Origin of the sequence: Gottfriedia acidiceleris (assembly GCF_036421055.1) — a bacterium.
Lineage (GTDB): Bacteria > Bacillota > Bacilli > Bacillales > Bacillaceae_G > Gottfriedia > Gottfriedia acidiceleris_C.
In genome coordinates, this window is record NZ_JAZGQS010000005.1 from 21,884 (window position 1) to 46,962 (window position 25,079).

The following is a 25,079-nucleotide window of genomic DNA, read 5'->3' on the forward strand; positions in this document are numbered from 1 at the left end:
TCCCAGGAATAAAATGATATTTTCATGTTGTTTGTAATGGAAAAGGAGGACGTTGAATTTTATGTGGAAGTTATTTGCAGTAATTACCAGCTGCATACTTTTGCTAAATGGATGTGCCTCATTTGCTAAGGGGGAAGAAAAAGTGAACGAACAGTTATTTCAAGCAGCTAAACGAGGAGAGACTGATATCGTTAAGAAGTTGATTGAAAATGGTGCGAATATGAATGCACAGAATTTTAATGGACAAACTGCCACAATGATTGCAACTTATCATAATGATTTCAAGACTGCAAACGTACTAATTGATGCAGGAGCAGACGTCAATATTCGAGATCATATGAAAAACAATCCCTTTTTATATGCTGGTGCTGAAGGTTTTATTGATATTCTAAAACTTACAATAAAAGCTGGTGCCAATCCGGCCATTACGAACCGGTATGGTGGAACAGCATTGATTCCCGCTTCAGAACATGGATATGTAGATGTGGTCAATGAACTTCTTACTAATACCGAGATAGATGTTAATCATGTTAATAATTTAGGATGGACAGCTCTTTTGGAAGCAATTATTTTGAACGATGGAAGTGAAAAGCAACAGCAAACAGTCCAATTACTTATTGATAATGGAGCAGATGTTAATTTGTCCGATCGTGAAAATATTAGCCCTTTACAGCATGCACGTGAGAGAGGTTTTAAAAAGATTGAAGAGATTTTGCTAAAAGCAGGTGCTAGATAATGAAAGTTCATGACCAATTGGATGAATAATTGGAGATTATATAAATAGTGATAAAAATTTGAGGAGACAATTAAAATGATAAAAAAAACAAAAACTATTTCATCAATTTTACTTGGAGTATCTCTAGTAGTAACAGGTTTTCAAACGAATGCAAACGCTCAAGTAGTACATAGTAAACAAGAGCAAGAAAGAGTATACAAAGCTCCAAAAAAAGTAAAGAACAAGTTAACAAAAGGGCAGGTAATGGCTAATATTTTAAGTAGTACAAACTGGCAAGGTACAAGAGTGTATGATAAAAATCATCATGACTTAACAAAAGAAAATGCAAATTTTATTGGTCTAGCTAAATATGATGCAAAATCGGGAAGATACGAATTTTTTGATGCAAAAACTGCTCAAAGTCGCGGTGATAAAGGAACATTCTTTATTACAAATGATGGTAAAAAACGAATTTTAATTTCGGAATCAATGAATTACCAAGCTGTAGTCGATATGACAAAACTAACTAAAACCGTATTTACTTATAAAAGAATGGGGAAAGATGCAAACGGTAATGATGTAGAAGTATATGTTGATCATGTTCCATATAAAGAAAAACAACTTTCTTTTACAGATCCTGATAAAAAATTAGATGCTAAAACAGGCGAGATTGTAAAAAACATTGATGGCGATAAAATATTAGGTAGAACACTTTGGAATGGTACAAAAGTACTGGATGAACAAGGGAATGACGTAACGAAATATAATACGAATTTTATTAGTCTTGCAAAATTTGATGGATACACTAATCAATATGAGTTTTTTAATCTTGAAACAGGTAAAAGCCGTGGTGACTATGGATATTTCGATATTGCCCACGAAAATAAAATTAGAGCACATGTTTCAATCGGTATAAATAAGTATGGTGCTGTTCTTGAATTGACAGAGCTTAATAAAAATAAATTTACTTATAAAAGAACAGGTAAAGACAAAGATGGCAAGGATATAACTGTTTTTGTTGAGCATGAACCTTATAAAGGTGATTTTAAACCGAAGTTTAGTTTCTAATAAACTTAAAAAGGGATGGAGAAATCCATTCTTTTTTTGTATATTTTTTATTAAATGTTCGTTTTTTTTAGTAAATTTTAAAATTCCCCCAATACAATTTAGTATCTAAATACTTGATTTCAAAGGTATTCCTACCTAGAATTAACCAAAAAATTAGTGTTTTTAACAATATTTTTTTATTGGAAAAAATAAAATTCCCCCAATAGTATTGAAAGGGATTATCTTGTTTAATTAAATGTGGATTGAGTCTAACCTATTTAAAACGAAAAATTATCCGACAACTTCCAATCTATCATTTAAAAAGGAGAATTCAAATGGAAAACAATTCTACATATAACAATGGCTGTGTACCAGAATATGAAGTACCAATAGAAATTGGGAAACAAAAAGACTATGATGATATACTGGATGAAGAAGAATTAAAAATAAACGACCTTGTTAATCTGTATATAATTGGGTAAATACAAATTTCAAAAGCTTGTAGACAGTGGGATTTCCCGAAGTTTACAAGCTTTTTTAATTATTTCTATTCACAAAACAATAGTCGAACTACACACAAATAAACACCTTTATACATACAATAAATGGGCACAAATACAATGTTTTTCATCTTAAAGGATGTGAGGAAGATTTATCCATTAAATCATTATAACTTAACAGGTATGCGATATGATTATTCAACCCCTCAATATCAAAGTGCTTTCCAATCACGCAATATGAACACTAATTATACGATTAAAGCAACAGGAAAAGGCGAAGTATCAGTAAAGCCCGACCAATCGTTTGTACTATTAGGATCAGTAGTAGAAGATATGAAAGTACAAACGGCTCAAACAGAGAATGCAGTCATTTCGAATAAAATAATAGAAGCATTAAAAGGGATAGGAATTAAACAAGACGAAATTGAAACGAACTCATATACGATTGATCGAATTGTTGATTATCAAGATTCACAGCAAATCTTTAAGGGATATCGTGTGAGTCATATTTTTAAGGTAATCGTGAAGGATCTTGCAAATGTTGGGAAAGTGATTGACGTTGCAGTTGAAAATGGAGCAAATGAAGTACGGAATCTTACATTCGAAGTATCAAACCCCGAACCGTATTACGGAGAAGCACTACAAAAGGCAACTTTAAATGCAAAAATGAATGCAGAAAACATCGCAAAATCCCTAGGGTTATCGATTAATAACATACCTATTTGGTTGGCTGAGGAAGGAATTCAAGTTGTACGTCCGATGTCATCATTAACAATGACTGCAGCAGCATTCAGCGGTCCAACTACGCCAATTCAAGAAGGGCAAATTAAAATAACTGCTTCAGTGCAGGCGATGTTTAACTATGTAAGATGAATTTTTGAAAAATTAGTAAAAAGATCGATAAATTTTATAAAACAATTTACAAAAAAGTGAAAAAATGGGATAATATAGAAAAATTTCGAAGGAGGAAAGTAAGTTTATGATGCCAACTAATTGCTGATATTAATTTAATTTAAATTAATATGTTTTCCAAATGAGTTGAAAAAATTGCCTAATATTTAGGCTTATTTGTTATGCTCTTATGGAATTAAGGCAAATTAGAAGGTAACTTACTTTACTGATAACGAGATGATTATTTATTGAATACTTGGGGCTTATATAAGAATTGTATGATTATATAGCTCTAAATAAATGATAAATCACCAAGTTTATTAGACTGTGAGAAGATACTTTCTTCTTATAGTCTTTTTTATTGGTCCGTAAATCTTAGCAAAATTAAAAATTGAGTCTTAATTAAATAATTAAATCGGTATCAAAGTTCACTTCTTTACCTTGTCCATATAAGGCATAACGAAATTTATGGGTGAAAGAAGGAAATTTTATGTTCGAATTAAAAATAAATGGCCTTAAAAAATATATGGATGCAAATTTAGTTCTTAAAAATATAACATTTGAAGCTTATGAGGGGGATAAAATTGGTATTATCGGAATAAATGGGAGTGGTAAAAGTACCATTCTTAAGATAATAGCTGGCATTGTGCCGATGCACTATTATCCTGGGTACCCACAAACTTCTAGTTATGGTTATGATGAAGGTTTAATTAATTTCATTCCAAAAGGACTATCTACTGCATATTTGGAACAAACGCCAGTTTATTCTAAAGGCTTAAAAGTAATTGATGTTTTAAATATGGCTTTTGATGAAGTTATTCAATTAGAAAATCAAATGCGTGAGTTAGAAGATCAAATGAAAGTTTTAGAAAATAATGACCTAGAAAGAGTAATGAAAAAGTATAGTGATTTAGTCCAATTATTTGAAGTGAATGGTGGCTATGAACGGGAAGAAAAGTTAGGGAAGGTATGTACCGGACTTAAATTGAAAGAAAGTTTTTTAAACAGAGATTTTGATTTATTAAGTGGTGGTGAAAAAACAACTGTATTACTAGGGAAACTTTTAATGAATTGTCCTGATATATTATTGCTTGATGAACCGACAAATCATTTAGATATGGACTCTGTAGAATGGTTAGAAGACTTTCTAAAGAATTATAAAGGAATTGTATTGATTGTTTCACATGATCGTTATTTTTTAGATAATGTCGTAACAAAAATTGTAGAAATTGAAGAAATGGAATCAACCACGTATAAAGGCAACTATTCATCTTTTGTAGAGCAAAAAGAAAAAAACATACAGATCCAATTTGAGAATTTTAAAGAACAACAAAAAAAGATAAAAGCGATGGAAAATACAGTAACCAATTTAAGAGATTGGGCAATGCGTGCTGATAATAATAAATTTTTTAAAAGAGCTTCAAGTATACAGAAAAAACTTGATAAGCTAAGTAGAATTGAAAAACCAGTTTTTGAAAAAGAAAATATGAAATTAGATTTAAAAGGATCTAAACGATCAGGAAATGAGACCATAAAAGCAATTGGGCTTTCGAAATCTTATGAAGATAAAGTGCTATTCAAAGATACAAATTTATTGATTAATTATGGGGAAAGAGTTGGGCTTGTCGGTTCTAATGGGAGTGGGAAAACTACATTCTTAAAGATGCTTTTAGGTGAAGAAAAATCAGATAATGGCGTGGTACAACTAGGTGCAAATGTACTGACTGCATATTTACCTCAAAAAATAAGTTTTAATAACGAAGAAATGACAGTACTTGAATGTTTTAGAGAGGATATTTCAATTCCTGAAGGGAAAGCAAGGGAATATCTTTCAAAATTTATGTTTTATAAACAAAGTGTTTTTAAAAAAGTTAAATTCCTGTCAGGTGGAGAGAGAATTAGGCTGAAATTAGGAATGTTGTTATTTAAAGATATCAATTTGTTAATACTTGATGAACCGACAAATCATCTTGATATTGATTCTATCGAAACGCTTGAAGAAGCACTTGATGAATTTAAGGGGACAATTTTATTTATTTCACATGACAGATATTTTATTAATAAAATGAGTCAACGTTTGATAGCGATTGAAGCTTATAAATTACAAAGCTATTTGGGTAACTATGATGATTATAAAAGAATGAAAGATAAAATAAGTTTTAAAGAAATAAAAGAACCGGTTGAAAATAAAGGCATTAAAAAAAAAGTTAATAAGAAAGAGGATAGTAAGCAAGAAAAAATTAATGCTGAAGTTTTAGTAAAAATTGAACGAATTGAAAAAGAAATAAACGAGATAGAACTAGCGATGAATTGTGAGCAAGATTATAATATGCTCAATGATTTATATTGTAGGAAGATAGAATTAAGTAAAGTCTTAGAATCGGCAATAGAAATGTGGTTAGGTTTATAAGACCTCAGGAAAATCATGAATATTGGAGCAATGATAAATCCAGTGATATGGATGCAAGGTAATGTATATGTTATGAAACAATTAAATTCATTAAACTTAATTGGAATGGAATTTAGTAAATTTTTTTGCTAATGAACTATTCCACCAACAAGACAATAAGCCTTTGAGTTGCTAATTGTCTTGTTGGTGGAATTTTTTTTTCAAAAAAGTGAAAAATAGATTTTGTGAGAAATAAGATTGAATTTAAGATAATATTCCTTGTTTTTCGTAAATAGGATAATACTGTTCTCACCCTTCATTAACTTCGCATTTATTTCAATTTAATGTGAAGTTTTTTGATCTGTAAAAATATGGTACTATCTATTATATATTTACTTTTTAAAAACTAAATCTCCAGTGGAAACAAATGATTTCGAACTGGTTTGTTAAAGTTTAAAATTAGGTATATACAAATTGTTTGGAGGGTTTTAAGGAGATGACACAAGAACAAGTAATACCGGTTGTAACAGGGCAAAGGATTACGCCATTTCTGACATTTAGCGGCAATGCTGAAGAAGCCATGAATTATTATGTGCGTACTTTTCCGAATTCAAAACTCGTTTCCCTTCGAAGATTTAAAAAAGGTGACCGAGGTGTAGAAGGAAAAATCCTTAATGGCATCATTGAAATTTTAGGGCTAACTTTTATGGTTTTGGATATGGAAAAAGAATCTTGCCCAGATTTTACTTGGGCTGTTTCCTTTTATTTAGAATGCAAAAACGATGCAGAGTTTGATTTAATTTTTGCTGGCTTGAAGAGTGATGGTAAAGTACTTATGGGGCCAGTAGAAATGAATGATTTTAGTAAGGTTACATGGTTGACTGATTGTTTTGGTGTCACTTGGCAGCTAGTGTTGAGAAAAAAATCTTAACAACTAGTGAATCTTTCGCCATTTAGCATGATATTTTTAGGATGATTAAATGACAAATGGACAAGTTTATTTAAATAATAATTTATCTGTAAGTATTTAGAATATTCCGTCAATTTTTAATAAAAAAATATTTTTTAAAAATAATAATCTGAATATATTGAAGTTTACTAATTGTTGGCATATAATGTAATCAGATACTAGTTTATTAGAGAAAGTAAGTAAGAGGTATTAGCGATATGGCAGAGCAAAGTCAACGAATTGGTCGAACAGCTATGATGCTTGCTTTGACTGATCATGAAGAAGAATTAATGAAAAATGAAAACGTTGTATGGTGTGTAGGTAAGGTCGGTACAATGGATGCTCAAAAGGTCGTTGCTGCGATTGAAACCGCTGCCAAACAAAATGGTGTAATTAATGGAGCTCTTTATAGAGAAGTTCATTCATTATATCATGCAACACTTGAAGCAATACAAGGCGTAACAAGAGGTCACGTTCAATTAGGTGATGTTCTTAGAACAGTAGGACTTAGATTTGCTGTTGTGAGAGGAAAGCCTTATAAAAACGTGAACGAAGGTGACTGGATAGCAGTTGCACTATACGGAACGATTGGTGCTCCAATTAAAGGATCGGAGCATGAATCAGCAGGACTTGGCATTAATCACATATAATCGCCCATAGTTTATTAGATGATAGGGGGCTATGATTCGTAAGTTTAACTTTACGTTTCATAGCCTCTTTCTGTGTTTTTTTTGACAAAATTCGGAGGTGTTTTTAATGGTAACTTTAACTGGTAATAGCTTAACAATGGAACAAATGAAAAGTATTTTATTCGATAAGGCATATGTAAAAGCAAGTGAAGAGAGTTTAGTTGCGGTAAAAGCTTGTAGAGAAAAGGTTGAAGAAATCGTAAATAATGGCAAAGTCGTTTATGGTATCACAACTGGTTTTGGAAAATTTAGTGATGTATTAATTGAAAAAGAAAATGTTTCAACTCTTCAATATAACTTGATCGCTTCTCATGCATGTGGTGTTGGTGAACCGTTCCCAGAATTAGTTTCAAGAGCGATGCTAGTACTACGTGCAAATACAATGTTAAAAGGTCACTCTGGTGTGCGTTTAGTAGTAGTTGAAAAATTACTTTCATTAATTAATGCTCAAATTCATCCAGTTATCCCATCTCAAGGATCATTAGGTGCAAGTGGAGACTTAGCTCCTTTATCTCACTTAGCTTTAGTTTTACTTGGTGAAGGTGAAGTTTTCTATAAAGGAAAACGTATGGAAACAGCAGAGGCTTTAGCAAAAGAAGGAATTTTACCAATTACTTTACAAGCTAAAGAAGGTTTAGCTTTAATAAATGGTACTCAAGCAATGACGGCAATGGGCATTCTTACTTATCTTGAAGGTGAAGAATTAGCTTATCAAAGTGAATTAATTTCTTCTATTACATTTGAAGCATTAAATGGTATTACAGATGTATTTGATGAAAGAATTCATATTGCTCGTGGATATAAGGAGCAAATTGAAGTAGCAGAACGTTACCGTAATATTTTAGCAACAAGCCAATTAACGACTAGACAAGGTGAAATCCGAGTTCAAGACGCTTATACATTAAGATGTATCCCTCAAGTTCATGGAGCAAGCTGGCAAGTTCTGAACTATGCTAAAGAAAAATTAGAAATCGAAATGAACGCAGCTACTGATAATCCATTATTATTCGGTGATGATGTATTCTCTGGTGGGAACTTCCATGGTCAACCAATCGCATTTGCAATGGACTTCTTTAAATTAGGTGTTGCCGAGTTAGCAAATATTTCAGAAAGACGAATTGAACGTTTAGTAAACCCACAATTAAATGATTTACCGCCATTTTTAAGTCCAGAACCAGGATTACAATCTGGTGCAATGATTATGCAATATGTGGCAGCTTCTTTAGTTTCAGAAAATAAAACGTTAGCACATCCGGCAAGTGTAGACTCAATTCCTTCTTCTGCAAACCAAGAAGACCATGTAAGTATGGGTACAATCGGTGCACGTCATGCATATCAAATTCTACAAAACGCTAGAAGAGTTTTAGCAATTGAATGTATTTGTGCAATGCAAGGTGTTGAATATAAAGGAATTGAAAAAATGTCTGAAACAACTAGAAAGTTTATGGAAGATGCTCGTAAAACAGTTCCATCAATTACTAAAGATCGCGTATTCTCTAAAGACATTGAAAAATTAACAACTTATTTAAAAGAAAATTTCATAGCAAGAAACTATACAAAACAAACACAAATATAAGAAGAGGTGGAATTAAAATGGAAATCACAAAAGGTTCTCTAAAAGCGCCAAGAGGTACTGAGTTAAACACGAAAGGTTGGATTCAAGAAGCAGCACTTCGTATGTTATTAAACAACTTAGACGAAGAAGTAGCAGAAAGACCAGAAGATTTAGTTGTATATGGTGGAATCGGTAAAGCTGCAAGAAACTGGGAAAGTTTTGATGCGATTATTGAATCATTAAAGAAATTAGAGAGCGATGAAACATTATTAGTTCAATCAGGTAAACCAGTTGCAGTTTTTAAATCTCACGAAGATGCACCACGAGTTTTATTAGCAAACTCAAATTTAGTTCCAAAATGGGCAACTTGGGAACACTTTCGTGAGTTAGATGAAAAAGGCTTAATGATGTATGGTCAAATGACTGCTGGTAGCTGGATTTACATTGGTACACAAGGAATCTTACAAGGTACTTATGAAACATTTGGTGAAGCTGCTAAACAACATTTCGGTGGAAGCTTAAAAGGTACAATTACAATCACTGCAGGTCTAGGTGGTATGGGTGGAGCTCAACCTCTAGCTGTCACAATGAATGGTGGAGTTGTAATCGGTATTGATGTAGATGAAACTAGAATTCAACGTCGTATTGACACTAGATATTGTGATGTATTAACTCACGATTTAGAGGAAGCTTTACAACTTGCTACTGAAGCTAAAAACGAAGGAAGAGCTTTAGCAATCGGCTTAGTAGGTAATGCTGCTGAAATTTTACCTCAATTAGTTGAACGTAATTTTGTACCTGATTTAATTACTGACCAAACTTCAGCACATGATCCATTAAATGGTTATTTACCAATAGGAATGACAATGGAAGAAGGAAAGAAACTTCGTGTAGAAAATCCAGATGAAGTAATTAGACGTGCAAAGCATAGTATGGCAGTTCATGTTGAAGCAATTTTAGCAATGCAACAACGTGGTGCAATCGCATTTGATTACGGTAATAACATTCGTCAAGTTGCATTAGATGAAGGCGTTAAAAATGCATTTGATTTCCCTGGTTTCGTACCTGCATTTATTCGTCCATTATTCTGTGAAGGGAAAGGTCCTTTCCGTTGGGTAGCACTTTCTGGTGATCCAGAGGATATTTACAAAACAGACGAAGTAATCTTACGTGAGTTTGCTGATAACGAGCATTTATGTAACTGGATTCGTATGGCTCGTGAAAAGGTAGCATTCCAAGGTTTACCATCACGTATTTGTTGGTTAGGCTACGGTGAGCGTGCTAAATTCGGTAAAATCATTAACGAAATGGTTAAAAATGGCGAATTAAAAGCTCCAATCGTAATCGGTCGTGACCACTTAGATTGTGGATCAGTAGCATCTCCAAATCGTGAAACAGAAAGCATGAAAGATGGTAGTGATGCAGTAGCTGACTGGCCAATTTTAAATGCACTTATTAATGGTGTAAATGGCGCAAGCTGGGTAAGTGTACACCACGGTGGTGGAGTTGGTATGGGTTACTCTTTACATGCTGGTATGGTAATCGTTGCTGACGGTACTGATGCAGCTGCAAAACGTATTGAAAGAGTATTGACTTCAGATCCAGGAATGGGTGTAGTTCGTCACGTTGATGCAGGTTATGATTTAGCTGTTGAAACTGCGAAAGCAAAAGGCGTAAACATCCCAATGATGAAGTAGGTGCTAGAATTGAAAGCAGATATTCTATTAACAAATATTGGTCAATTATTAACGATGGATCATGGCGATGGTCCAATTCATGGAAAAGACATGAGTAATCTTCCTGTATTAGAAAATGCAGAAATTGCATGGAAAGACGGGCAAATTATTTATATTGGACAAATGAATGAACAAAAAATTGATGCAAAAGAAGTAATTGATTGCCAGGGAAAGCTAGTCACGCCAGGATTAGTTGATCCTCATACTCACGTGGTCTTTGGAGGATCACGTGAGCATGAAGTTAGTTTGAAATTACAAGGTGCCACTTATTTAGAAATATTAGAAATGGGTGGCGGGATCCATTCAACTGTAGGTCAAACTAAATTAGCTTCTCATGAAGATTTAAAAAAGAAAACGATTCATCACTTAAACAGAATGCTTTCATTTGGTGTAACAACAGTTGAAGCAAAAAGTGGTTATGGACTTGATGAAGAAACTGAATTAAAACAACTTCGAGTTGTAAAGGAATTACAAGCCGAGCATGATATTGATTTAGTTTCAACTTTCTTAGGTGCGCATGCAGTACCTAAGGAGTATAAAGGAAATGAAGAAGCTTTCTTAGAAAAAATGCTTTCTTTATTAGATGTAATTAAAGAAGAAGAACTAGCTGAATTTGTAGATGTATTCGCCGAAACAGGTGTATTTTCAGTTGAACAATCAAGAGGATTTTTACTAAAAGCAAAAGAATATGGCTTTAATGTTAAGATTCATGCTGATGAAATAGATCCACTAGGTGGCACTGAAATGGCAGCTGAAATTGGTGCTATTTCTGCCGATCATCTATGTGGAGCGTCTGAAAAAGGTGTAGAAATGCTTGGTAAGAGCAATACAATCGGTGTCATTTTACCAGGAACTACTTTCTATTTAAATAAACCTGAATTTGCACCTGCAAGATCGATGATCGAAAATAACGTAGCAGTTTCATTAGCAACTGATTTCAACCCAGGAAGCTGCCCAACTGAAAATTTACAATTAATCATGACAATCGCAATGCTTAAACTTAAAATGACACCTGAAGAAATTTGGAATGCCGTTACGATTAACTCATCCTACGCAATTAATCGTGGAGACCAAGCTGGTAAACTAAAAATTGGACGTAAGGCAGATGTCGTTATTTGGAATGTACCAAACTATACTTATGTACCTTACCATTTTGGTGTAAATCATGTAGAATCAGTATTTAAGAATGGTAAATTAGTAGTAAGTAGGGGTGAACACGATGTCGCTATCACATCTTAAAAAAGCAGGAGATGCCATTTTCATTGATTCAAAAGTAACAAAAGCAAATGAAATCATCTCTGCATGGAATGGAACAGAAGCATCAAATTTCTCAATTATTGGTGTACCATTGTCCAAAACATCAATTAGTCATTCAGGCGCAAGCTTCGCACCTGCTTCAATACGAAAAATGCTAAGTAGTTACAGCACATATCATATTGAAGACCAAATTGATTTAAAAGATTATAAGGTTACTGATTTTGGTGATATTACGATGCATGTGACTGATTTTGAAGAGTCTAGAAATCGTATTAGATCAACAATCTCTGAATTGCTAGGTCAATATAAAGAAACGATGCCAATCATTTTAGGTGGTGATCATGGAATTAGCTTTCCAAGCATTTCAGCTTTTGCAAAAGAACGAGGAACAGTAGGAGTTATCCAATTTGATGCTCATCATGACTTACGAAATACAGAAGATGGTGGACGTTCAAACGGTACACCTTTCCGTAGTTTAATTGACGAAGGGATTCTAAAAGGTGAACATTTAGTTCAAATTGGAATCAGAAATTTCTCAAATAGTGCTCCATACACTGAATTCGGAGTTAATAACGGAGTAACAATCTATTCAATGCGTGATGTTCGTGAAGTAGGAATCTCAAAAATTATTAAAGAGAGTATCAATCATTTGGTAGACAAAGTAGATGCAATTTACATTAGCCTAGATATGGACGTACTAGACCAAGCCTTCGCTCCTGGATGCCCTGCAATTGGACCTGGTGGAATGGACAGTCAAACTCTATTAGATGGCATATGTTATCTAGCATCACATCCAAAAGTTAGTGGAATGGATATTGTTGAACTTGATCCAACAATCGATTTCCGTGACATGACAAGCAGAATCGCAGCACATGTTATCTTAAACTTTCTTGTTGAGAAAGTTAAACTGTTAAATAAGTAAAATTTGAAACTCGTAAACTTAGATGTTTGCGAGTTTTTTTGCTTTTTTGGGTAGGGGTATTAATAAGGGGATCGGGTGCAAATAAGGGCTAACAAGCTACAGATCAAGCTCGAGAAGTGCAAATAAGAGGTTCGATCTACAAATAAAAGTTGGGGTGCTAAAATTGGCAGAAGTGCAATTAAAAATAACAAAACTACAATTAAAATTGTGATAACTGCAAATAAAAATTTCAAGACTGCAAATTAAATTGTTAAAGTGTAAATAAACCTAGAATACACAATCTAAAATAACAAATTTTAAGGTTTTTAGTTTTTTTAAACATTTCTATACATATTTGATAGCAACGATGCTGCTTGTTATAATCAAAATAAGAACAAATATTCGATTTTTTATAAGTATGAGTTACAAGAACAAAGTAGGAGGCGGATTAGTTTTGTCAAATAGCATTAAACATAGAAAAATAATTTTAGATCTAGCGGTTACATTAGATGGTTTTATCGAAGGGGAAAACGGAGAAATTGATTGGTGTATAATGGATCCTGAAATGGAATTTACTAAATTCTTGAATCAAATTGATACGATTTTATATGGCCGAAAAAGCTATGATTTGTGGGGAAATTATAGTCCCAATATAGATGACTCTGAATCTGATAAAGAAATGTGGGATTTAGTACATAGCAAGGAAAAATATGTGTTTTCCAGAACCATTTCAAAAGATGAAAATAATGCAACATTTATAAATGAAAATATCATTGAAGAAGTAAATAAGTTAAAAGAAAGGCCCGGCAAAGACATTTGGTTGTATGGGGGTTCAAGCCTTATTACATCATTTATAAATTTAGGGCTAGTAGATGAATTTAGATTATCTATTCATCCTGTTATATTGGGGGAAGGGAAACCTTTGTTTGTTGACATAAAACAGAGAAAGAATTTAATCATGATGAATACAAGAACGTTTTCTTCTGGAGTTGTGCAGGTCACTTATCATTTGAAAGAAGAATAATTTTGTTAAGATTTCTATTACTATTAATTAGTCGTATAACTGTCACTGTGAATAGTGAAGAATTAAAGCAAATAGATTACTGGGAACCTAAAGAATAGTTTAAATCATATTTAATCATTGGGACTAGTTCTAAAATACACACTCATAAAAACGAATGAATTTCTTTGTTATTAATTTTTATAATTTTTTCTTAGGTATTGATAACTTAAGCATTAATTAACTGAATAACCAAAAGAGGATGATCTTAGGATCTTCCTCTTTTTTACTAAGAGAATCTAAATAATGTAAATTTTACAGTAAATTGGCAAAAGGTTTACTTTTATATTATTTTAAGAATAAATTAGGGACACTTAGTAAAATAGCATATATAATTAGAAAAGCCGAATTAATAGGCATATGTGAAAATTAATACAATATGGTTCAATTGGAAAGTGAGATAAATGAATGATGAAATATGATTTAATTTTTGATTTAGACGATACATTAATTCAAACCCAAGCCGCATTTAGGCATAATACAGATTTATGTGCAAATCTAGTATATCAGGCGCTAGGTGAAAAAGTATTTATAAATGACATTAAAGAAGTTTTTAATCAAATCGATCTGGAACTAATAAAAGATATGGGATTCAGTAAAGCTCGTTATCCTTATGCATGGGAATCCACTTTAGATATATTGGCAACACGATTTAATTTAGAGATATCAAAGATTGTCAATGATCAATTACAATCTTTAGCAAAAACGATATTTAAAGTAAATATTCCGTTGCAAAATGACACATTTATAATAGAAGAATTATCAAATCATAAAGATGTAGCAAGTATGACAATATTGACTTTAGGTGAAAAAGACGTCCAATCAAAGCGAGTAATGGATTCTGGCTTAGTCCAACATTTTGATAACGTATTTATTACAAATAAAAAAGATATAAATACCTATCTTGAGTTAAATGAAAAATTAAGTAATCCAGTAATGATCGGAAACTCTTTAAGGAGTGATATTGTTCCTGCTTTAGATGCAGGGATGAAAGCGATTCATATTATTAGAGATTCATGGTCTTATGACGATCTGGAACATAATTACAAAATAGAGGGTATTAAGTCGTTAGTTGAAATAAAATTACTTTTATTTGGTAATTTGGCAAAGCTTTAAGTTGTATTAAATCGTTCATTTTATTTATAGATTGTTTATATAAAATGGAAAATTTATCCAATAAACAGGCGTTAAACTGAAACACTTTAGATTAATTTCTATATAATAATGTACGATTACTTTCTTGTTTTTTACCAATATCACCTATTTTTTTAGAGAATCTCTTTATTCTGGGATTCTCTCTTTTTATTTTTAACTAGTTTTTTAGTCAGCCTCCTAATAGTAAGAAGTTGTTCTTATACACATCACTTAGGGAATCGATCAATGATAGGACTAATTAGTTTTACATTCTCTATTAAAGGCAAAACTAATGATAAAAGGAGGATAATAAAGTGACTCAAGATCGATTTGAAGAAGCATATGAAATGTATAGAAATCAAAGTGATGACGAACAAATAATGGTAGAGGATTCAGTAAATCAGGACAAGGAGCATATTATTGCTGTTCGTAAAAATGAAGATGGGGATTTAATTGGTTTCAGAACAAGTTTAAATCGTGAACTAGATTATCTTCAAGCTTTGCAGGAAGCAAAAAGTGGAAATTTAGCACATGTAGATGTAATCCATAAGTATGGTCGTGACATTCTCAGAAGTGAACCGGATGGAATAGCAGAGAATAATTTGAGTAATTTACCAGAGTTTTAAGTCAAAAATAACTAAACCCACTAGGATTTTTCCTAGTGGGTTTAGTATTAGATTTACTCATTTGTTATCAATTGATGGATAGCTTGTCCACACTTTAAGAAAATAAGTCTTAGAAATAATCGTAAATTGGAAAGTAACTTATTCTGTTCGATTAAGTCTATTTAATCTTGGCAATTGGAATTGTTCGACGTTCGCTTCTTCAGTTCCAGCGCCTTCGTTGTGTTCGGAATCTGTTCTGATTCTGCTTCTTTTGATTTTGCTGTCTCTGATTTTAATTCCTTGTTGTCCGCCTAATTCATCATTATTTTTGCCAGCAATACCACTTCTACCATTTCCATCTGCGAATTGTGAACGATCATTTGCTGTTTGGCTATTGTCTCTAGCATTTTGTCCGCCTTGATTTGCGTTCATTCCAACATTTCGATTAATTTGTCCTCCGCCTTCAGCTCTTTGTTCGACTTGGATGCGGTTCTCTTTAATTTCAATGTTGAAAAAATTAAAATTGATTGAACCATCTTGATTAGCTGCTGCAAGCACCTCTTGAATTTCTTGTTTTAAAGCTTTAAAATCATCAAATTCTGCTGCCATTGTAAAAAACACTCCTTTCTATCAATACTCTCACTATATTCACTTTTAATAGTTTCTGATTAGACATTTAATAGATTCTTCAATTTTTTTAATACTTTAGAGAAAGAAGTTTTCCAGTAAATTATTTATTTCCTATAAAATTCTCACTACAAATTGTTGTTTTTTCAAAGTAATAGGTACTAATTACACAGAATAATTCATTATTTCACATTTAAATCATAGATTAGTAATGGAGTGTGATCTAGTTGAATCCTTTTTTAATAAAAATAGTAAAATCATTTTGTTGTGTAATTGTTATTGACCTGTTTTTACTTACTTATTGCTTGTTACTAGGTAGTTATTTTCATATTTTACATTCATTTACTTGGTTTGGATTTAAAATTATTGTTTTACCGTTTAGTCTTTTAACTTTCATTATGTCAATTGTTTATTTTAGTAAAAAAATAGAAATCGAGGCATCAGAAGAAATTGATGATCTTGAAGAAATTCAAATTGAGCATTCAACAAGAATGGAAAAATACCATCAGGCAGAAAAAAATTGAACTGAGGTGGTAAAATGGACCTCGAAAATATTGTTTTACGAAATATTGAAGAGCGGATCAAACGACTAAGAGTAAAACAAGATGAAGACGGTTCTTGGGAATTTTGTTTTGAAGGTTCTTTAATAACGGATAGTTTTATGATTTTACTAATGAAGGATCTTGAATACAAAAATCAAGAGGTGATTGATGGGATTATTGATCGGATCATCAACCTTCAACATCCGAATGGAGCTTGGAAACTATACGATGATGAAAAAGATGGAAACTTAAATGCAACAGTACAAGCTTACATAGCTTTATTAATCTCGAAAAAGTATACAAAAGACCATTCTAGTATGAAAAAAGCTGAAAAATTTATTCGTGAAAACGGTGGTATTAAAAAAACACATTTTATGTTAAAAATGATTCTAGCTATTCATGGTTTGATTGAGTATCCAAAATTATTTTACTTTCCAATGAGTTATTTTTTGCTACCGGATAAAGTGCCGCTAAGTTTATTTGATTTAAGTAATTATGCTAGAGTACATTTAGTTCCAATGATTCTTTGTATAAATAAGCGATTTAAAGTGAATTTGGATGATGATTTAACGATCGATCACCTTCTGGAAACTTGTGAGGTAGAATGGTTTTACGAGGAGAGAGGGAGTTTTTATCAATTTTTACTTGAAGAAGGTAAGAAGCTAGCTTCATATCCTCTCTATTTTCACCAAAAAGGATATGAAAAGGCTGAAAGATTTATTCTAGATCGTATTGAAACGAATGGAACTTTTTATAGCTATGCTAGTTCTACATTTTATATGATCTATGCTTTAATGGCATTAGGCTATGAAGCAACTTCATCTGTCATTCAAAATGCTCTACAAGGACTTCTTTCATATTCAGCCAATACCGAAGCGGGACTTCATATTCAAAATTCGCCATCAAAAGTTTGGGATACTGCATTATTGTCATATGCAATTCAAGAAGCTGGTTACCAAATAAGTGATCCGACTGTTTCGAAATCAATAAGCTACCTAATTAAGAAACAGCAAAATATGAATGGTGACTGGAAGGTTCATGCTAAAAATTTAAGTCCTGGCGGTTGGGGCTTTTCTGATGTTAATTCTTTTATACCAGATAATGATGATACTGGTGCAGCTTTAAGGGCATTAACAAGAAGTGCTTTGGTTCAGTCCACAATTCATGAAAGTTGGTTAAGGGGGGTTCATTTTTTACTTGGACTTCAAAATGACGATGGTGGTTGGGGAGCTTTCGAAAAAAATGTAACGAATAAATGGTTAACATTATTACCCATTGAAAATGCAAAAGATGCAATCATCGATCCTTCAACTGCAGATTTAACTGGACGCGTTTTAGAATTTATTGGACACTATTCAACGATTTCAAACGATGATCCGATTGTGAAAAAGACAGTTAATTGGCTTCTTAAGAACCAAAAATCAAATGGTAGTTGGTATGGTAGATGGGGAATTTGTTATATTTATGGAACTTGGGCAGCCATTACTGGTCTCAGAGCTGTGGGAATTCCTAAAAATCATGAGGCAATTAAAAAAGCTGAGAAATGGTTAGTTAGTATTCAAAATGAAGACGGAGGTTGGGGAGAGTCGGGTCTTTCACCTGTTAAAAATAAATTTGTTCCTTTAAAATTTAGTACACCTAGTCAAACTGCATGGGCAGTTGATACTTTACTTTCAATTCGTAATAAAGAAGATGAAGTAATTAGAAAAGGGATTAAATTTTTAACTACTCAAAGTGAATTAACAAATAAAGCATTAACTTATCCAACTGGATTAGGCTTACCTGGTCAGTTTTATATTCACTATCATAGCTATAATGAAATTTATCCCCTATTAGCACTAGCACACTATAAAAATAGTTAAATAATACTATTATGTAAACAAAATAGATTTATTTTTGGGAATTTTTCCATAAATGTCTTTTCTTAATCATATAAATATAGTAAACTGATTTATATTGAATATAACTAAATAATCCTTATCGAGAGTGGTGGAGGGACTGGCCCTTTGAAACCCGGCAACTTTAGCGAAAGCTAAAAAGTGCTAAATCCAGCATGTTTAAAACATGAGAGATAAGGCGTAATCTGTATTTATACGTCATTCTCTCATTTTTTTGAGAGAATGGCGTTTTTTATTTTATCTAAACGGGAAGTGATTAAATGGGCTTATTGGAAAAGTTAAAAGATGGAATTGTTTTAGGTGATGGTGCAATGGGAACGCTTTTGTATTCTGGCGGACTTCACAGCTGTTTTGAAGAACTGAATATTACTGAGCGTGATCGAATCATTCATATACATGAACAATATATAGATGCTGGCGCAGAAGTGATTCAAACAAATTCGTACGGTGCCAATGCTGGAAAACTGAGACAATATGGTTTGGAAAAGTTAGTTAAGCAAATTAATCAAATGGCTGTTAGAAATGCTAGAGCGGCTTCAAAAGGAAGAGCTTTAGTAATTGGCGGGATAGGTGGAATGAAATATATTGGTTCTACTTTTACGACACCTTTAGAACGTGAAATGATGCTGCTTGAGCAAGCATCAGCGTTACTAGAAGAAGGCGTAGATGGGATCATGCTTGAAACATTTTATGATGAAAATGAATTATATGATGCTGTTAATCTATTAAGAGGAAGAACGGATTTACCAATTATTGCACAAGTAACACTACAAGAAATTGGCGTCATGCAAAGTGGTCAATATATTGAAAAAATTCTTCCTAATTTAATCGATTTGGGAGCAGATGTAGTTGGAATCAATTGTCATCTAGGACCACTTCATATGTTGGAGTCATTAAATACTGTTTCATTACCAACGAATGGTTACTTATCGGCATTTCCTAATTCAGGATTACCGCTATACAATGAGGGGAAATACGTATATAAATCGAATCCAGAATATTTTGAAGATATGGCTAAACCATTTATTGAACAAGGTGTAAGACTAATTGGTGGATGCTGTGGTACAACACCCGCGCATATCGCTGCCTTACGCAGTAAAATTGATACTTTACAGCCTATTACAAAAAAAGAAGTGAAAAACAGAACAATTAAAATTAAAATCCCTAAACAAGAAGAACAAAAGAATGAAACTTTAGCAGAAAAGGCAAAAAAGAGAACGACGATCATTGCAGAACTAGATCCTCCAAAAACATTACAAACGAGAAAGTTTTTTGAAGGAGCAAAAGCATTACATAGGGCAGGGGCTGATGCAATTACGTTAGCTGATAATCCATTAGCTTCACCTAGAATTTCAAATGTAGCGATGGCATCACTTCTTCAAAGATTGGATGTACCAGTCTTGACCCATTTAACTTGTAGAGATCGTAATATGATTGGACTTCAGTCTCATTTAATGGGGTTATCAACTTTAGGATTAAATGAAGTTCTTGCGATAACAGGTGATCCAGCAAGGGTAGGAGATTTTCCAGGTGCAACTTCAGTATATGATGTAGCATCACTTGAACTAATCCGAATGATTAAAGAAATGAATGAAGGTAGACTTTATTCCGGTAAAAGCCTAGGAAATGGAACGAGATTTTCTGTGGCTGCTGCTTTTAATCCGAATGTTCGAAAATTTGATGCGGCAATTAAAAGACTTGAGAAAAAGGTCGAGGCGGGAGCGGATTATTTTTTAACTCAGCCAATTTATGATTTTGAAACGATTGATAAGTTATATGAGGCAACCCAACATATTAACCAACCAATTTTTATCGGGATTATGCCACTAGTTAGTAAGAAGAATGCTGATTTTATCCATTATGAAGTTCCTGGAATTACTTTATCCGAAGAGGTAAGAAATAGAATTTCATCAGTTGAACCAGAAAAAGCAGTTGACGAAGGTAAAAAAATTGCAAAAGAGCTAATTGATTATGTTAAGGATAAATTTAACGGTATTTATTTTATTACTCCATTTTTGAAGTATGAAATAACAGAGGACTTAATTCAATTTACGAAAAGCAGCAATAAAGAGGAGATTCAACTATGAAAACTTTAGACGTAGCCTTAAAAGAAAAAATATTACTTCTTGATGGAGCAATGGGAACGATGATCCAGCAAAGAAACTTAACAGCTGATGACTTTGGTGGAGAAGAATACGAGGGCTGTAATGAATATTTAGTTGTTACAAGACCGGATGTTATACAAGAAATTCATGAGGAGTATATATTTGCTGGGTCTGACATTATCGAAACGAACACGTTTGGAGCAACAAATATTGTATTATCCGATTATAATTTACAGCATTTAGATATTGAATTAAATGAAATTGCAGCAAGGATTGCTAAGCAAGCTGTTGTAGCATCTGGTAAAGATGTATATGTAGCAGGTGCGATGGGGCCAACAACGAAAGCAATCAGTGTTACAGGTGGCGTGACTTTTGATGAATTAATTACTGCATATAATCGACAAGCAACTGGCTTAATGAATGGTGGTGTAGATGTTTTATTAGTTGAAACTTGTCAAGATATGAGAAATGTAAAAGCTGCTTGTATTGGGATTAGTAATGCATTTAAAGAATTAAATAAAAAATTACCAGTTATGATTTCCGGAACGATTGAACCAATGGGGACAACATTAGCAGGTCAAACAATTGATGCTTTTTATTTAGCAATCGAACATATTTCTCCTATTTCAATTGGATTAAACTGTGCAACAGGACCTGAGTTTATGAGGGACCATGTTCGTTCATTATCCGACCTATCTGAAACATTTGTATCATGTTATCCAAATGCTGGTTTACCAGATGAAGATGGTCATTATCATGAATCACCAGAATCTTTAGCATACAAAGTACGTGATTTTGCTGAACAAGGATGGATTAATATTATAGGTGGTTGTTGTGGAACAACTCCGGAACATATTAGGGCAATGAAAGAAGCGATAAGTGGAATAACGCCACGAAAACCTAAAAAAAGAGAGGATCATGCAGTTAGTGGTTTAGAATCACTTCGCTATGACGATAGTATGAGACCACTTTTCGTCGGTGAAAGAACAAACGTTATTGGATCGCGTAAATTTAAAAATTTAATAGCTGACGGAAAATTTGAAGAAGCTTCAGAGATTGCTAGAGCTCAAGTGAAAAAAGGTGCCCATGTCATCGATGTATGTATGGCAGATCCTGATCGTGATGAAGTTGAAGATATGGAAAATTTCATTACGCAATTAGTTAATAAAGTGAAAGTACCAATCATGATTGATTCAACCGATGAAAAAGTAATTGAATTAGCACTGACTTATATTCAAGGTAAAGCGATTATTAATTCGATTAATCTTGAAGATGGGGAGGAGCGATTTGAGAAAATTTTACCTTTCATTCATAAATATGGTGCCGCAGTGGTAGTTGGTACAATTGATGAAGATGGGATGGCTGTATCGGCAGAAAGAAAATTAGAAATAGCAAAAAGAAGCTATCAACTATTAACTGAAAAATATAAAATTCGTGCGACGGACATCATCTTTGATCCACTTGTTTTCCCAGTTGGAACAGGTGATACGCAATATATTGGTTCTGCAAAGGCGACAATTGATGGCATTAAATTAATTAAAGATGAATTTCCGGAATGTTTAACAATTTTAGGTTTAAGTAATATTTCATTCGGTTTACCAAATGCTGGTCGTGAAGTGTTAAATGCCGTTTTTTTATACCATTCTACAAAGGCTGGTCTTGATTACGCGATTGTAAATACTGAAAAATTAGAACGATTCGCTTCAATTCCAAAAGAAGAACGTGATCTTGCTGAGAATTTATTATTCCAAACGTCTCAAGAAACATTAGATCGATTTGTTGAACATTTTAGAAATTCAGTAAAGAAAGAAGAAAAACCAAAAGAACAGCTTCCGATTGAAGAAAGATTAGCGGCGTGTGTAATTGAGGGTTCAAAACAAGGATTAATAGAAGATCTGCAAGCTTGTCTTGACCGTGGTGACATACCGTTGAATATTATTAATGGCCCACTAATGACTGGGATGGATGAAGTTGGAAGACTTTTTAATAATAATGAGTTAATCGTAGCTGAAGTATTACAAAGTGCAGAAGTTATGAAAGCATCTGTAAACTTTTTAGAGCAATTTATGGAGAAAACTGAAAGCTCTAGAAAAGGGAAAGTCATTTTAGCAACTGTTAAAGGCGATGTTCATGATATTGGAAAGAACTTAGTTGATATTATTTTGACGAATAATGGTTTTGATGTTGTCAACTTAGGCATTAATATTCGACCAGATGATTTAATTACAAAGATTCGTGAAAATAAACCAGACATTATCGGTTTATCTGGATTATTAGTCAAGTCTGCTCAACAAATGGTTATTACAGCTGGTGATTTAAAAAGTGCAGGAATTAACACACCAATATTAGTTGGTGGCGCTGCATTAACTAGAAAATTTACTGAAAACCGTATTCAACCAATATACGATGGATTAGTTGTTTACTCAAATGACGCAATGACTGGCTTAGATTTAGCAAATAAAATTGTAAATCCTGATGAATTAAAAGCATTAGAAGAAAAGAAAAAGGCAATTAAAAAAATAGACAATATGATTGAATTACCTGCTCTTGAAATTAATACTACGAGATCTGCAATACAAAAATCAGATTGTCTAGTTCCTTCATCATTAAGTAAAACGGTCATAAAAAATATTCCAGTTGCTCAAGTGGCACCGTTTATTAATTATCAAATGCTAATAGGACATCATTTGGGGGTAAAAGGTAAATGGGAAAATCAGGAACGTGGCCAAGAGTTATTCGAGCTAGTTCAAGAATTCTTAAAAGATGGAAATGAATATTTTGATTGTCAAGTAATCTACCAATTTTTCCCGGCTCAAAGTGATGGCAATGATGTCATTATCTATGACTCTGAAACGAAAAAACCGATTGAACGTTTTCAATTTCCAAGACAAAGAAAAGAACCAAACCTTTGTATAAGCGACTTTTTAAATCCTGTTGGAGAAGAGATGGATTATGTTGGATTCTTCTCTGTAACATCAGGACCAAGAGTAAGAAATATTGCCGAAAGATTGAAACAAGAAGGGGAGTATTTAAAGAGTCACGTTTTATTCTCCTTAGCTCTAGAATTAGCAGAAGGATTAGCTGAAAAAACTCATATGCTGATGAGAGAAAAATGGGGATTCCCAGATCGTCCAGATTTCACAATGTCTGAGCGTTTTAAAGCAAGATATCAAGGGATCAGGGTTTCATTTGGTTACCCCGCATGTCCAAATCTTGAGGATCAAGAAAAGCTATTTAAGCTAATTAACCCAAATGAAATTGGGATTAATCTGACAGAAGGATTTATGATGCTACCAGAAGCATCTGTAACTGCAATGGTATTCTCGCATAAAGATGGAAGATATTTTTCAGTTTAATATGTGAGAATATTTATTCATTTGATTCAATAAAATTAAAATTTAGTTTAGCTATTTCAAATAGGTAGTAGAAATAATTCTTTCATCAATCTACTACCTTTTTCTTAAGAAAAAAGAGGAGTGGAAAAAATGCCTGTAATTATCAACAAAGATCTACCTGCTACGGAAATACTAACGAAAGAAAATGTTTTCTATATGACGAAAGAGCGAGCGGAGTCACAAGATATAAGACCGCTACAAATAGGCATTTTAAACTTAATGCCAACTAAAATTGAAACAGAAACGCAATTATTACGTTTAATTGCAAATTCACCTTTACAAGTAGATATCGATTTAATTGGTACTGAATCATACAAGCCAAAAAACGTTTCAGAGGAGCATGTTTCAAGCTTTTATAAAACAATTTCACAAATTAAAAATACAAAATATGATGGCTTTATTATTACAGGTGCTCCAGTAGAGACATTGGAATTTGAAGAAGTTGAATATTGGTCGGAGCTGAAAGAAATCATGGATTTCACAAAAGAGAATGTCACATCTACATTGCATATATGTTGGGGTGCACAAGCTGGTCTTTATCATCACTACGGAGTTCCTAAATATACATTAGATCAAAAAATGTTTGGTGTTTTTCCACATTCAGTAGAGGACCGCTTTGTGAAACTAGTACGCGGCTTTGATGACGAGTATTATGTACCACATTCAAGACATACTGAAGTTAGGAAGGAAGATATTGATCAAATAGGAGAATTGAAGATTTTAAGTTTATCGGATGATGCAGGTGTCCATCTTGTTACTAGTGAGGACGGAAAGCAAATTTTTGCAACTGGACATCATGAATATTGTATTAATACTTTAAAATCTGAATATGAAAGAGATGTACAAAGGGGAGCGGAAATTTCTATTCCAAAAAACTATTTCCGAAATGATAATCCAGAAAAACCACCGGTTGTACGTTGGAGAAGTCATGCTAATCTACTTTTCTCAAATTGGTTAAATTATTATGTTTATCAAGAAACCCCTTACAATTTATAATGTTATATTTTTAGTTTCATAATTTTGTCAAACATTAAAAAAAAAAAATTGGAAAATTTAAAAAAGTGTTTGCTATTTTCATAAAACA

20 protein-coding genes and 1 riboswitch are annotated in these 25,079 nt (G+C 32.9%); of the genes, 19 read left to right on the forward strand and 1 reads right to left on the reverse strand.

Going from position 1 to position 25,079, the window contains the following annotated elements; all coding sequences use genetic code 11:
• Positions 1 to 61 precede the first annotated feature (61 nt).
• From RAH41_RS09115 to RAH41_RS09180, 14 genes are all read left to right on the forward strand, one after another.
• The gene (locus RAH41_RS09115) at positions 62 to 736 is read left to right on the forward strand and encodes an ankyrin repeat domain-containing protein (RefSeq protein WP_331222027.1); all 675 of its coding nucleotides are present in this window, start codon (positions 62 to 64) and stop codon (positions 734 to 736) included.
• Positions 737 to 811: 75 nt separating this feature from the next.
• On the forward strand, positions 812 to 1,783 hold the full coding sequence (locus RAH41_RS09120; RefSeq protein ID WP_331222029.1) for a DUF4822 domain-containing protein: 972 nt from the start codon (positions 812 to 814) through the stop codon (positions 1,781 to 1,783).
• 314 nt (positions 1,784 to 2,097) lie between these two features.
• Entirely contained in the window at positions 2,098 to 2,244 is a 147-nt protein-coding gene (locus tag RAH41_RS09125) for a hypothetical protein (protein WP_331222030.1), read from the forward strand.
• 138 nt (positions 2,245 to 2,382) lie between these two features.
• Positions 2,383 to 3,135: an SIMPL domain-containing protein gene (locus RAH41_RS09130; protein ID WP_331222031.1), complete on the forward strand. Its 753-nt coding sequence runs from the start codon at positions 2,383 to 2,385 to the stop codon at positions 3,133 to 3,135.
• A 508-nt stretch (positions 3,136 to 3,643) separates the two neighbouring features.
• Positions 3,644 to 5,563, forward strand: coding sequence for a ribosomal protection-like ABC-F family protein (gene abc-f / locus RAH41_RS09135; RefSeq protein WP_331222032.1), 1,920 nt, complete (start codon positions 3,644 to 3,646; stop codon positions 5,561 to 5,563).
• A gap of 475 nt (positions 5,564 to 6,038) precedes the next feature.
• A complete protein-coding gene (locus RAH41_RS09140) occupies positions 6,039 to 6,473 on the forward strand; it encodes a VOC family protein (protein ID WP_331222034.1) in 435 nt (144 codons plus the stop codon).
• A 236-nt stretch (positions 6,474 to 6,709) separates the two neighbouring features.
• Positions 6,710 to 7,141 carry a hut operon transcriptional regulator HutP gene (gene hutP / locus RAH41_RS09145; RefSeq protein WP_114342759.1) on the forward strand — a complete coding sequence of 144 codons (432 nt, stop codon included), beginning with the start codon at positions 6,710 to 6,712 and terminating at the stop codon, positions 7,139 to 7,141.
• 106 nt (positions 7,142 to 7,247) lie between these two features.
• Positions 7,248 to 8,756: a histidine ammonia-lyase gene (hutH, locus tag RAH41_RS09150; protein WP_331222035.1), complete on the forward strand. Its 1,509-nt coding sequence runs from the start codon at positions 7,248 to 7,250 to the stop codon at positions 8,754 to 8,756.
• Positions 8,757 to 8,773: 17 nt separating this feature from the next.
• Positions 8,774 to 10,432, forward strand: coding sequence for a urocanate hydratase (gene hutU, locus RAH41_RS09155; protein ID WP_331222037.1), 1,659 nt, complete (start codon positions 8,774 to 8,776; stop codon positions 10,430 to 10,432).
• 54 nt (positions 10,433 to 10,486) lie between these two features.
• Entirely contained in the window at positions 10,487 to 11,710 is a 1,224-nt protein-coding gene (gene hutI / locus RAH41_RS09160; protein WP_331222430.1) for an imidazolonepropionase, read from the forward strand.
• On the forward strand, positions 11,691 to 12,650 hold the full coding sequence (gene hutG / locus RAH41_RS09165) for a formimidoylglutamase (protein ID WP_331222039.1): 960 nt from the start codon (positions 11,691 to 11,693) through the stop codon (positions 12,648 to 12,650). Before hutI ends, hutG begins: the two co-directional genes overlap by 20 nt.
• A 433-nt stretch (positions 12,651 to 13,083) precedes the next feature.
• Positions 13,084 to 13,653 (forward strand): dihydrofolate reductase family protein, encoded by a 570-nt coding sequence (locus RAH41_RS09170; protein ID WP_331222040.1) that lies wholly within the window; start codon positions 13,084 to 13,086, stop codon positions 13,651 to 13,653.
• A gap of 444 nt (positions 13,654 to 14,097) precedes the next feature.
• A complete protein-coding gene (locus RAH41_RS09175; RefSeq protein WP_331222041.1) occupies positions 14,098 to 14,805 on the forward strand; it encodes an HAD family hydrolase in 708 nt (235 codons plus the stop codon).
• 365 nt (positions 14,806 to 15,170) lie between these two features.
• Complete coding sequence (locus RAH41_RS09180) at positions 15,171 to 15,449, forward strand: DUF3892 domain-containing protein (protein ID WP_331222431.1); 279 nt, start codon at positions 15,171 to 15,173, stop codon at positions 15,447 to 15,449.
• Positions 15,450 to 15,587: 138 nt separating this feature from the next.
• Here the strand turns inward: RAH41_RS09180 and RAH41_RS09185 are convergent, their stop codons facing one another.
• Positions 15,588 to 16,037: a hypothetical protein gene (locus tag RAH41_RS09185; protein WP_331222042.1), complete on the reverse strand. Its 450-nt coding sequence runs from the start codon at positions 16,035 to 16,037 to the stop codon at positions 15,588 to 15,590.
• 245 nt (positions 16,038 to 16,282) lie between these two features.
• Here RAH41_RS09185 and RAH41_RS09190 point away from each other — a divergent pair, with 245 nt between their 5' ends.
• The 5 genes from RAH41_RS09190 (at position 16,283) to metA (ending at position 24,991) form a co-directional block, all read left to right on the forward strand.
• Entirely contained in the window at positions 16,283 to 16,579 is a 297-nt protein-coding gene (locus RAH41_RS09190; RefSeq protein ID WP_331222043.1) for a hypothetical protein, read from the forward strand.
• A gap of 14 nt (positions 16,580 to 16,593) precedes the next feature.
• Entirely contained in the window at positions 16,594 to 18,459 is a 1,866-nt protein-coding gene (locus RAH41_RS09195) for a prenyltransferase/squalene oxidase repeat-containing protein (RefSeq protein WP_331222045.1), read from the forward strand.
• 112 nt (positions 18,460 to 18,571) lie between these two features.
• Positions 18,572 to 18,675, forward strand: a riboswitch (SAM riboswitch).
• An 80-nt stretch (positions 18,676 to 18,755) separates the two neighbouring features.
• Positions 18,756 to 20,582 carry a bifunctional homocysteine S-methyltransferase/methylenetetrahydrofolate reductase gene (locus tag RAH41_RS09200; protein WP_331222046.1) on the forward strand — a complete coding sequence of 609 codons (1,827 nt, stop codon included), beginning with the start codon at positions 18,756 to 18,758 and terminating at the stop codon, positions 20,580 to 20,582.
• Positions 20,579 to 23,956, forward strand: coding sequence for a methionine synthase (gene metH, locus RAH41_RS09205; RefSeq protein WP_331222047.1), 3,378 nt, complete (start codon positions 20,579 to 20,581; stop codon positions 23,954 to 23,956). Before RAH41_RS09200 ends, metH begins: the two co-directional genes overlap by 4 nt.
• Positions 23,957 to 24,085: 129 nt before the next feature.
• Positions 24,086 to 24,991 (forward strand): homoserine O-acetyltransferase MetA, encoded by a 906-nt coding sequence (gene metA / locus RAH41_RS09210; RefSeq protein ID WP_331222049.1) that lies wholly within the window; start codon positions 24,086 to 24,088, stop codon positions 24,989 to 24,991.
• The last annotated feature ends 88 nt before the right edge of the window (positions 24,992 to 25,079 follow it).

What these genes read in the sequence shown, in the direction of transcription:
- RAH41_RS09115 (WP_331222027.1), top strand. Translation starts at nt 62, where the DNA reads ATGTGGAAGTTATTTGCAGTAATTACCAGCTGCATACTTTTGCTAAAT.
- RAH41_RS09120 (WP_331222029.1), top strand. Translation starts at nt 812, where the DNA reads ATGATAAAAAAAACAAAAACTATTTCATCAATTTTACTTGGAGTATCT.
- RAH41_RS09125 (WP_331222030.1), top strand. Translation starts at nt 2,098, where the DNA reads ATGGAAAACAATTCTACATATAACAATGGCTGTGTACCAGAATATGAA.
- RAH41_RS09130 (WP_331222031.1), top strand. Translation starts at nt 2,383, where the DNA reads ATGTTTTTCATCTTAAAGGATGTGAGGAAGATTTATCCATTAAATCAT.
- abc-f (WP_331222032.1), top strand. Translation starts at nt 3,644, where the DNA reads ATGTTCGAATTAAAAATAAATGGCCTTAAAAAATATATGGATGCAAAT.
- RAH41_RS09140 (WP_331222034.1), top strand. Translation starts at nt 6,039, where the DNA reads ATGACACAAGAACAAGTAATACCGGTTGTAACAGGGCAAAGGATTACG.
- hutP (WP_114342759.1), top strand. Translation starts at nt 6,710, where the DNA reads ATGGCAGAGCAAAGTCAACGAATTGGTCGAACAGCTATGATGCTTGCT.
- hutH (WP_331222035.1), top strand. Translation starts at nt 7,248, where the DNA reads ATGGTAACTTTAACTGGTAATAGCTTAACAATGGAACAAATGAAAAGT.
- hutU (WP_331222037.1), top strand. Translation starts at nt 8,774, where the DNA reads ATGGAAATCACAAAAGGTTCTCTAAAAGCGCCAAGAGGTACTGAGTTA.
- hutI (WP_331222430.1), top strand. Translation starts at nt 10,487, where the DNA reads ATGGATCATGGCGATGGTCCAATTCATGGAAAAGACATGAGTAATCTT.
- hutG (WP_331222039.1), top strand. Translation starts at nt 11,691, where the DNA reads ATGTCGCTATCACATCTTAAAAAAGCAGGAGATGCCATTTTCATTGAT.
- RAH41_RS09175 (WP_331222041.1), top strand. Translation starts at nt 14,098, where the DNA reads ATGATGAAATATGATTTAATTTTTGATTTAGACGATACATTAATTCAA.
- RAH41_RS09180 (WP_331222431.1), top strand. Translation starts at nt 15,171, where the DNA reads ATGTATAGAAATCAAAGTGATGACGAACAAATAATGGTAGAGGATTCA.
- RAH41_RS09185 (WP_331222042.1), bottom strand. Translation starts at nt 16,037, where the DNA reads ATGGCAGCAGAATTTGATGATTTTAAAGCTTTAAAACAAGAAATTCAA.
- RAH41_RS09195 (WP_331222045.1), top strand. Translation starts at nt 16,594, where the DNA reads ATGGACCTCGAAAATATTGTTTTACGAAATATTGAAGAGCGGATCAAA.
- RAH41_RS09200 (WP_331222046.1), top strand. Translation starts at nt 18,756, where the DNA reads ATGGGCTTATTGGAAAAGTTAAAAGATGGAATTGTTTTAGGTGATGGT.
- metH (WP_331222047.1), top strand. Translation starts at nt 20,579, where the DNA reads ATGAAAACTTTAGACGTAGCCTTAAAAGAAAAAATATTACTTCTTGAT.
- metA (WP_331222049.1), top strand. Translation starts at nt 24,086, where the DNA reads ATGCCTGTAATTATCAACAAAGATCTACCTGCTACGGAAATACTAACG.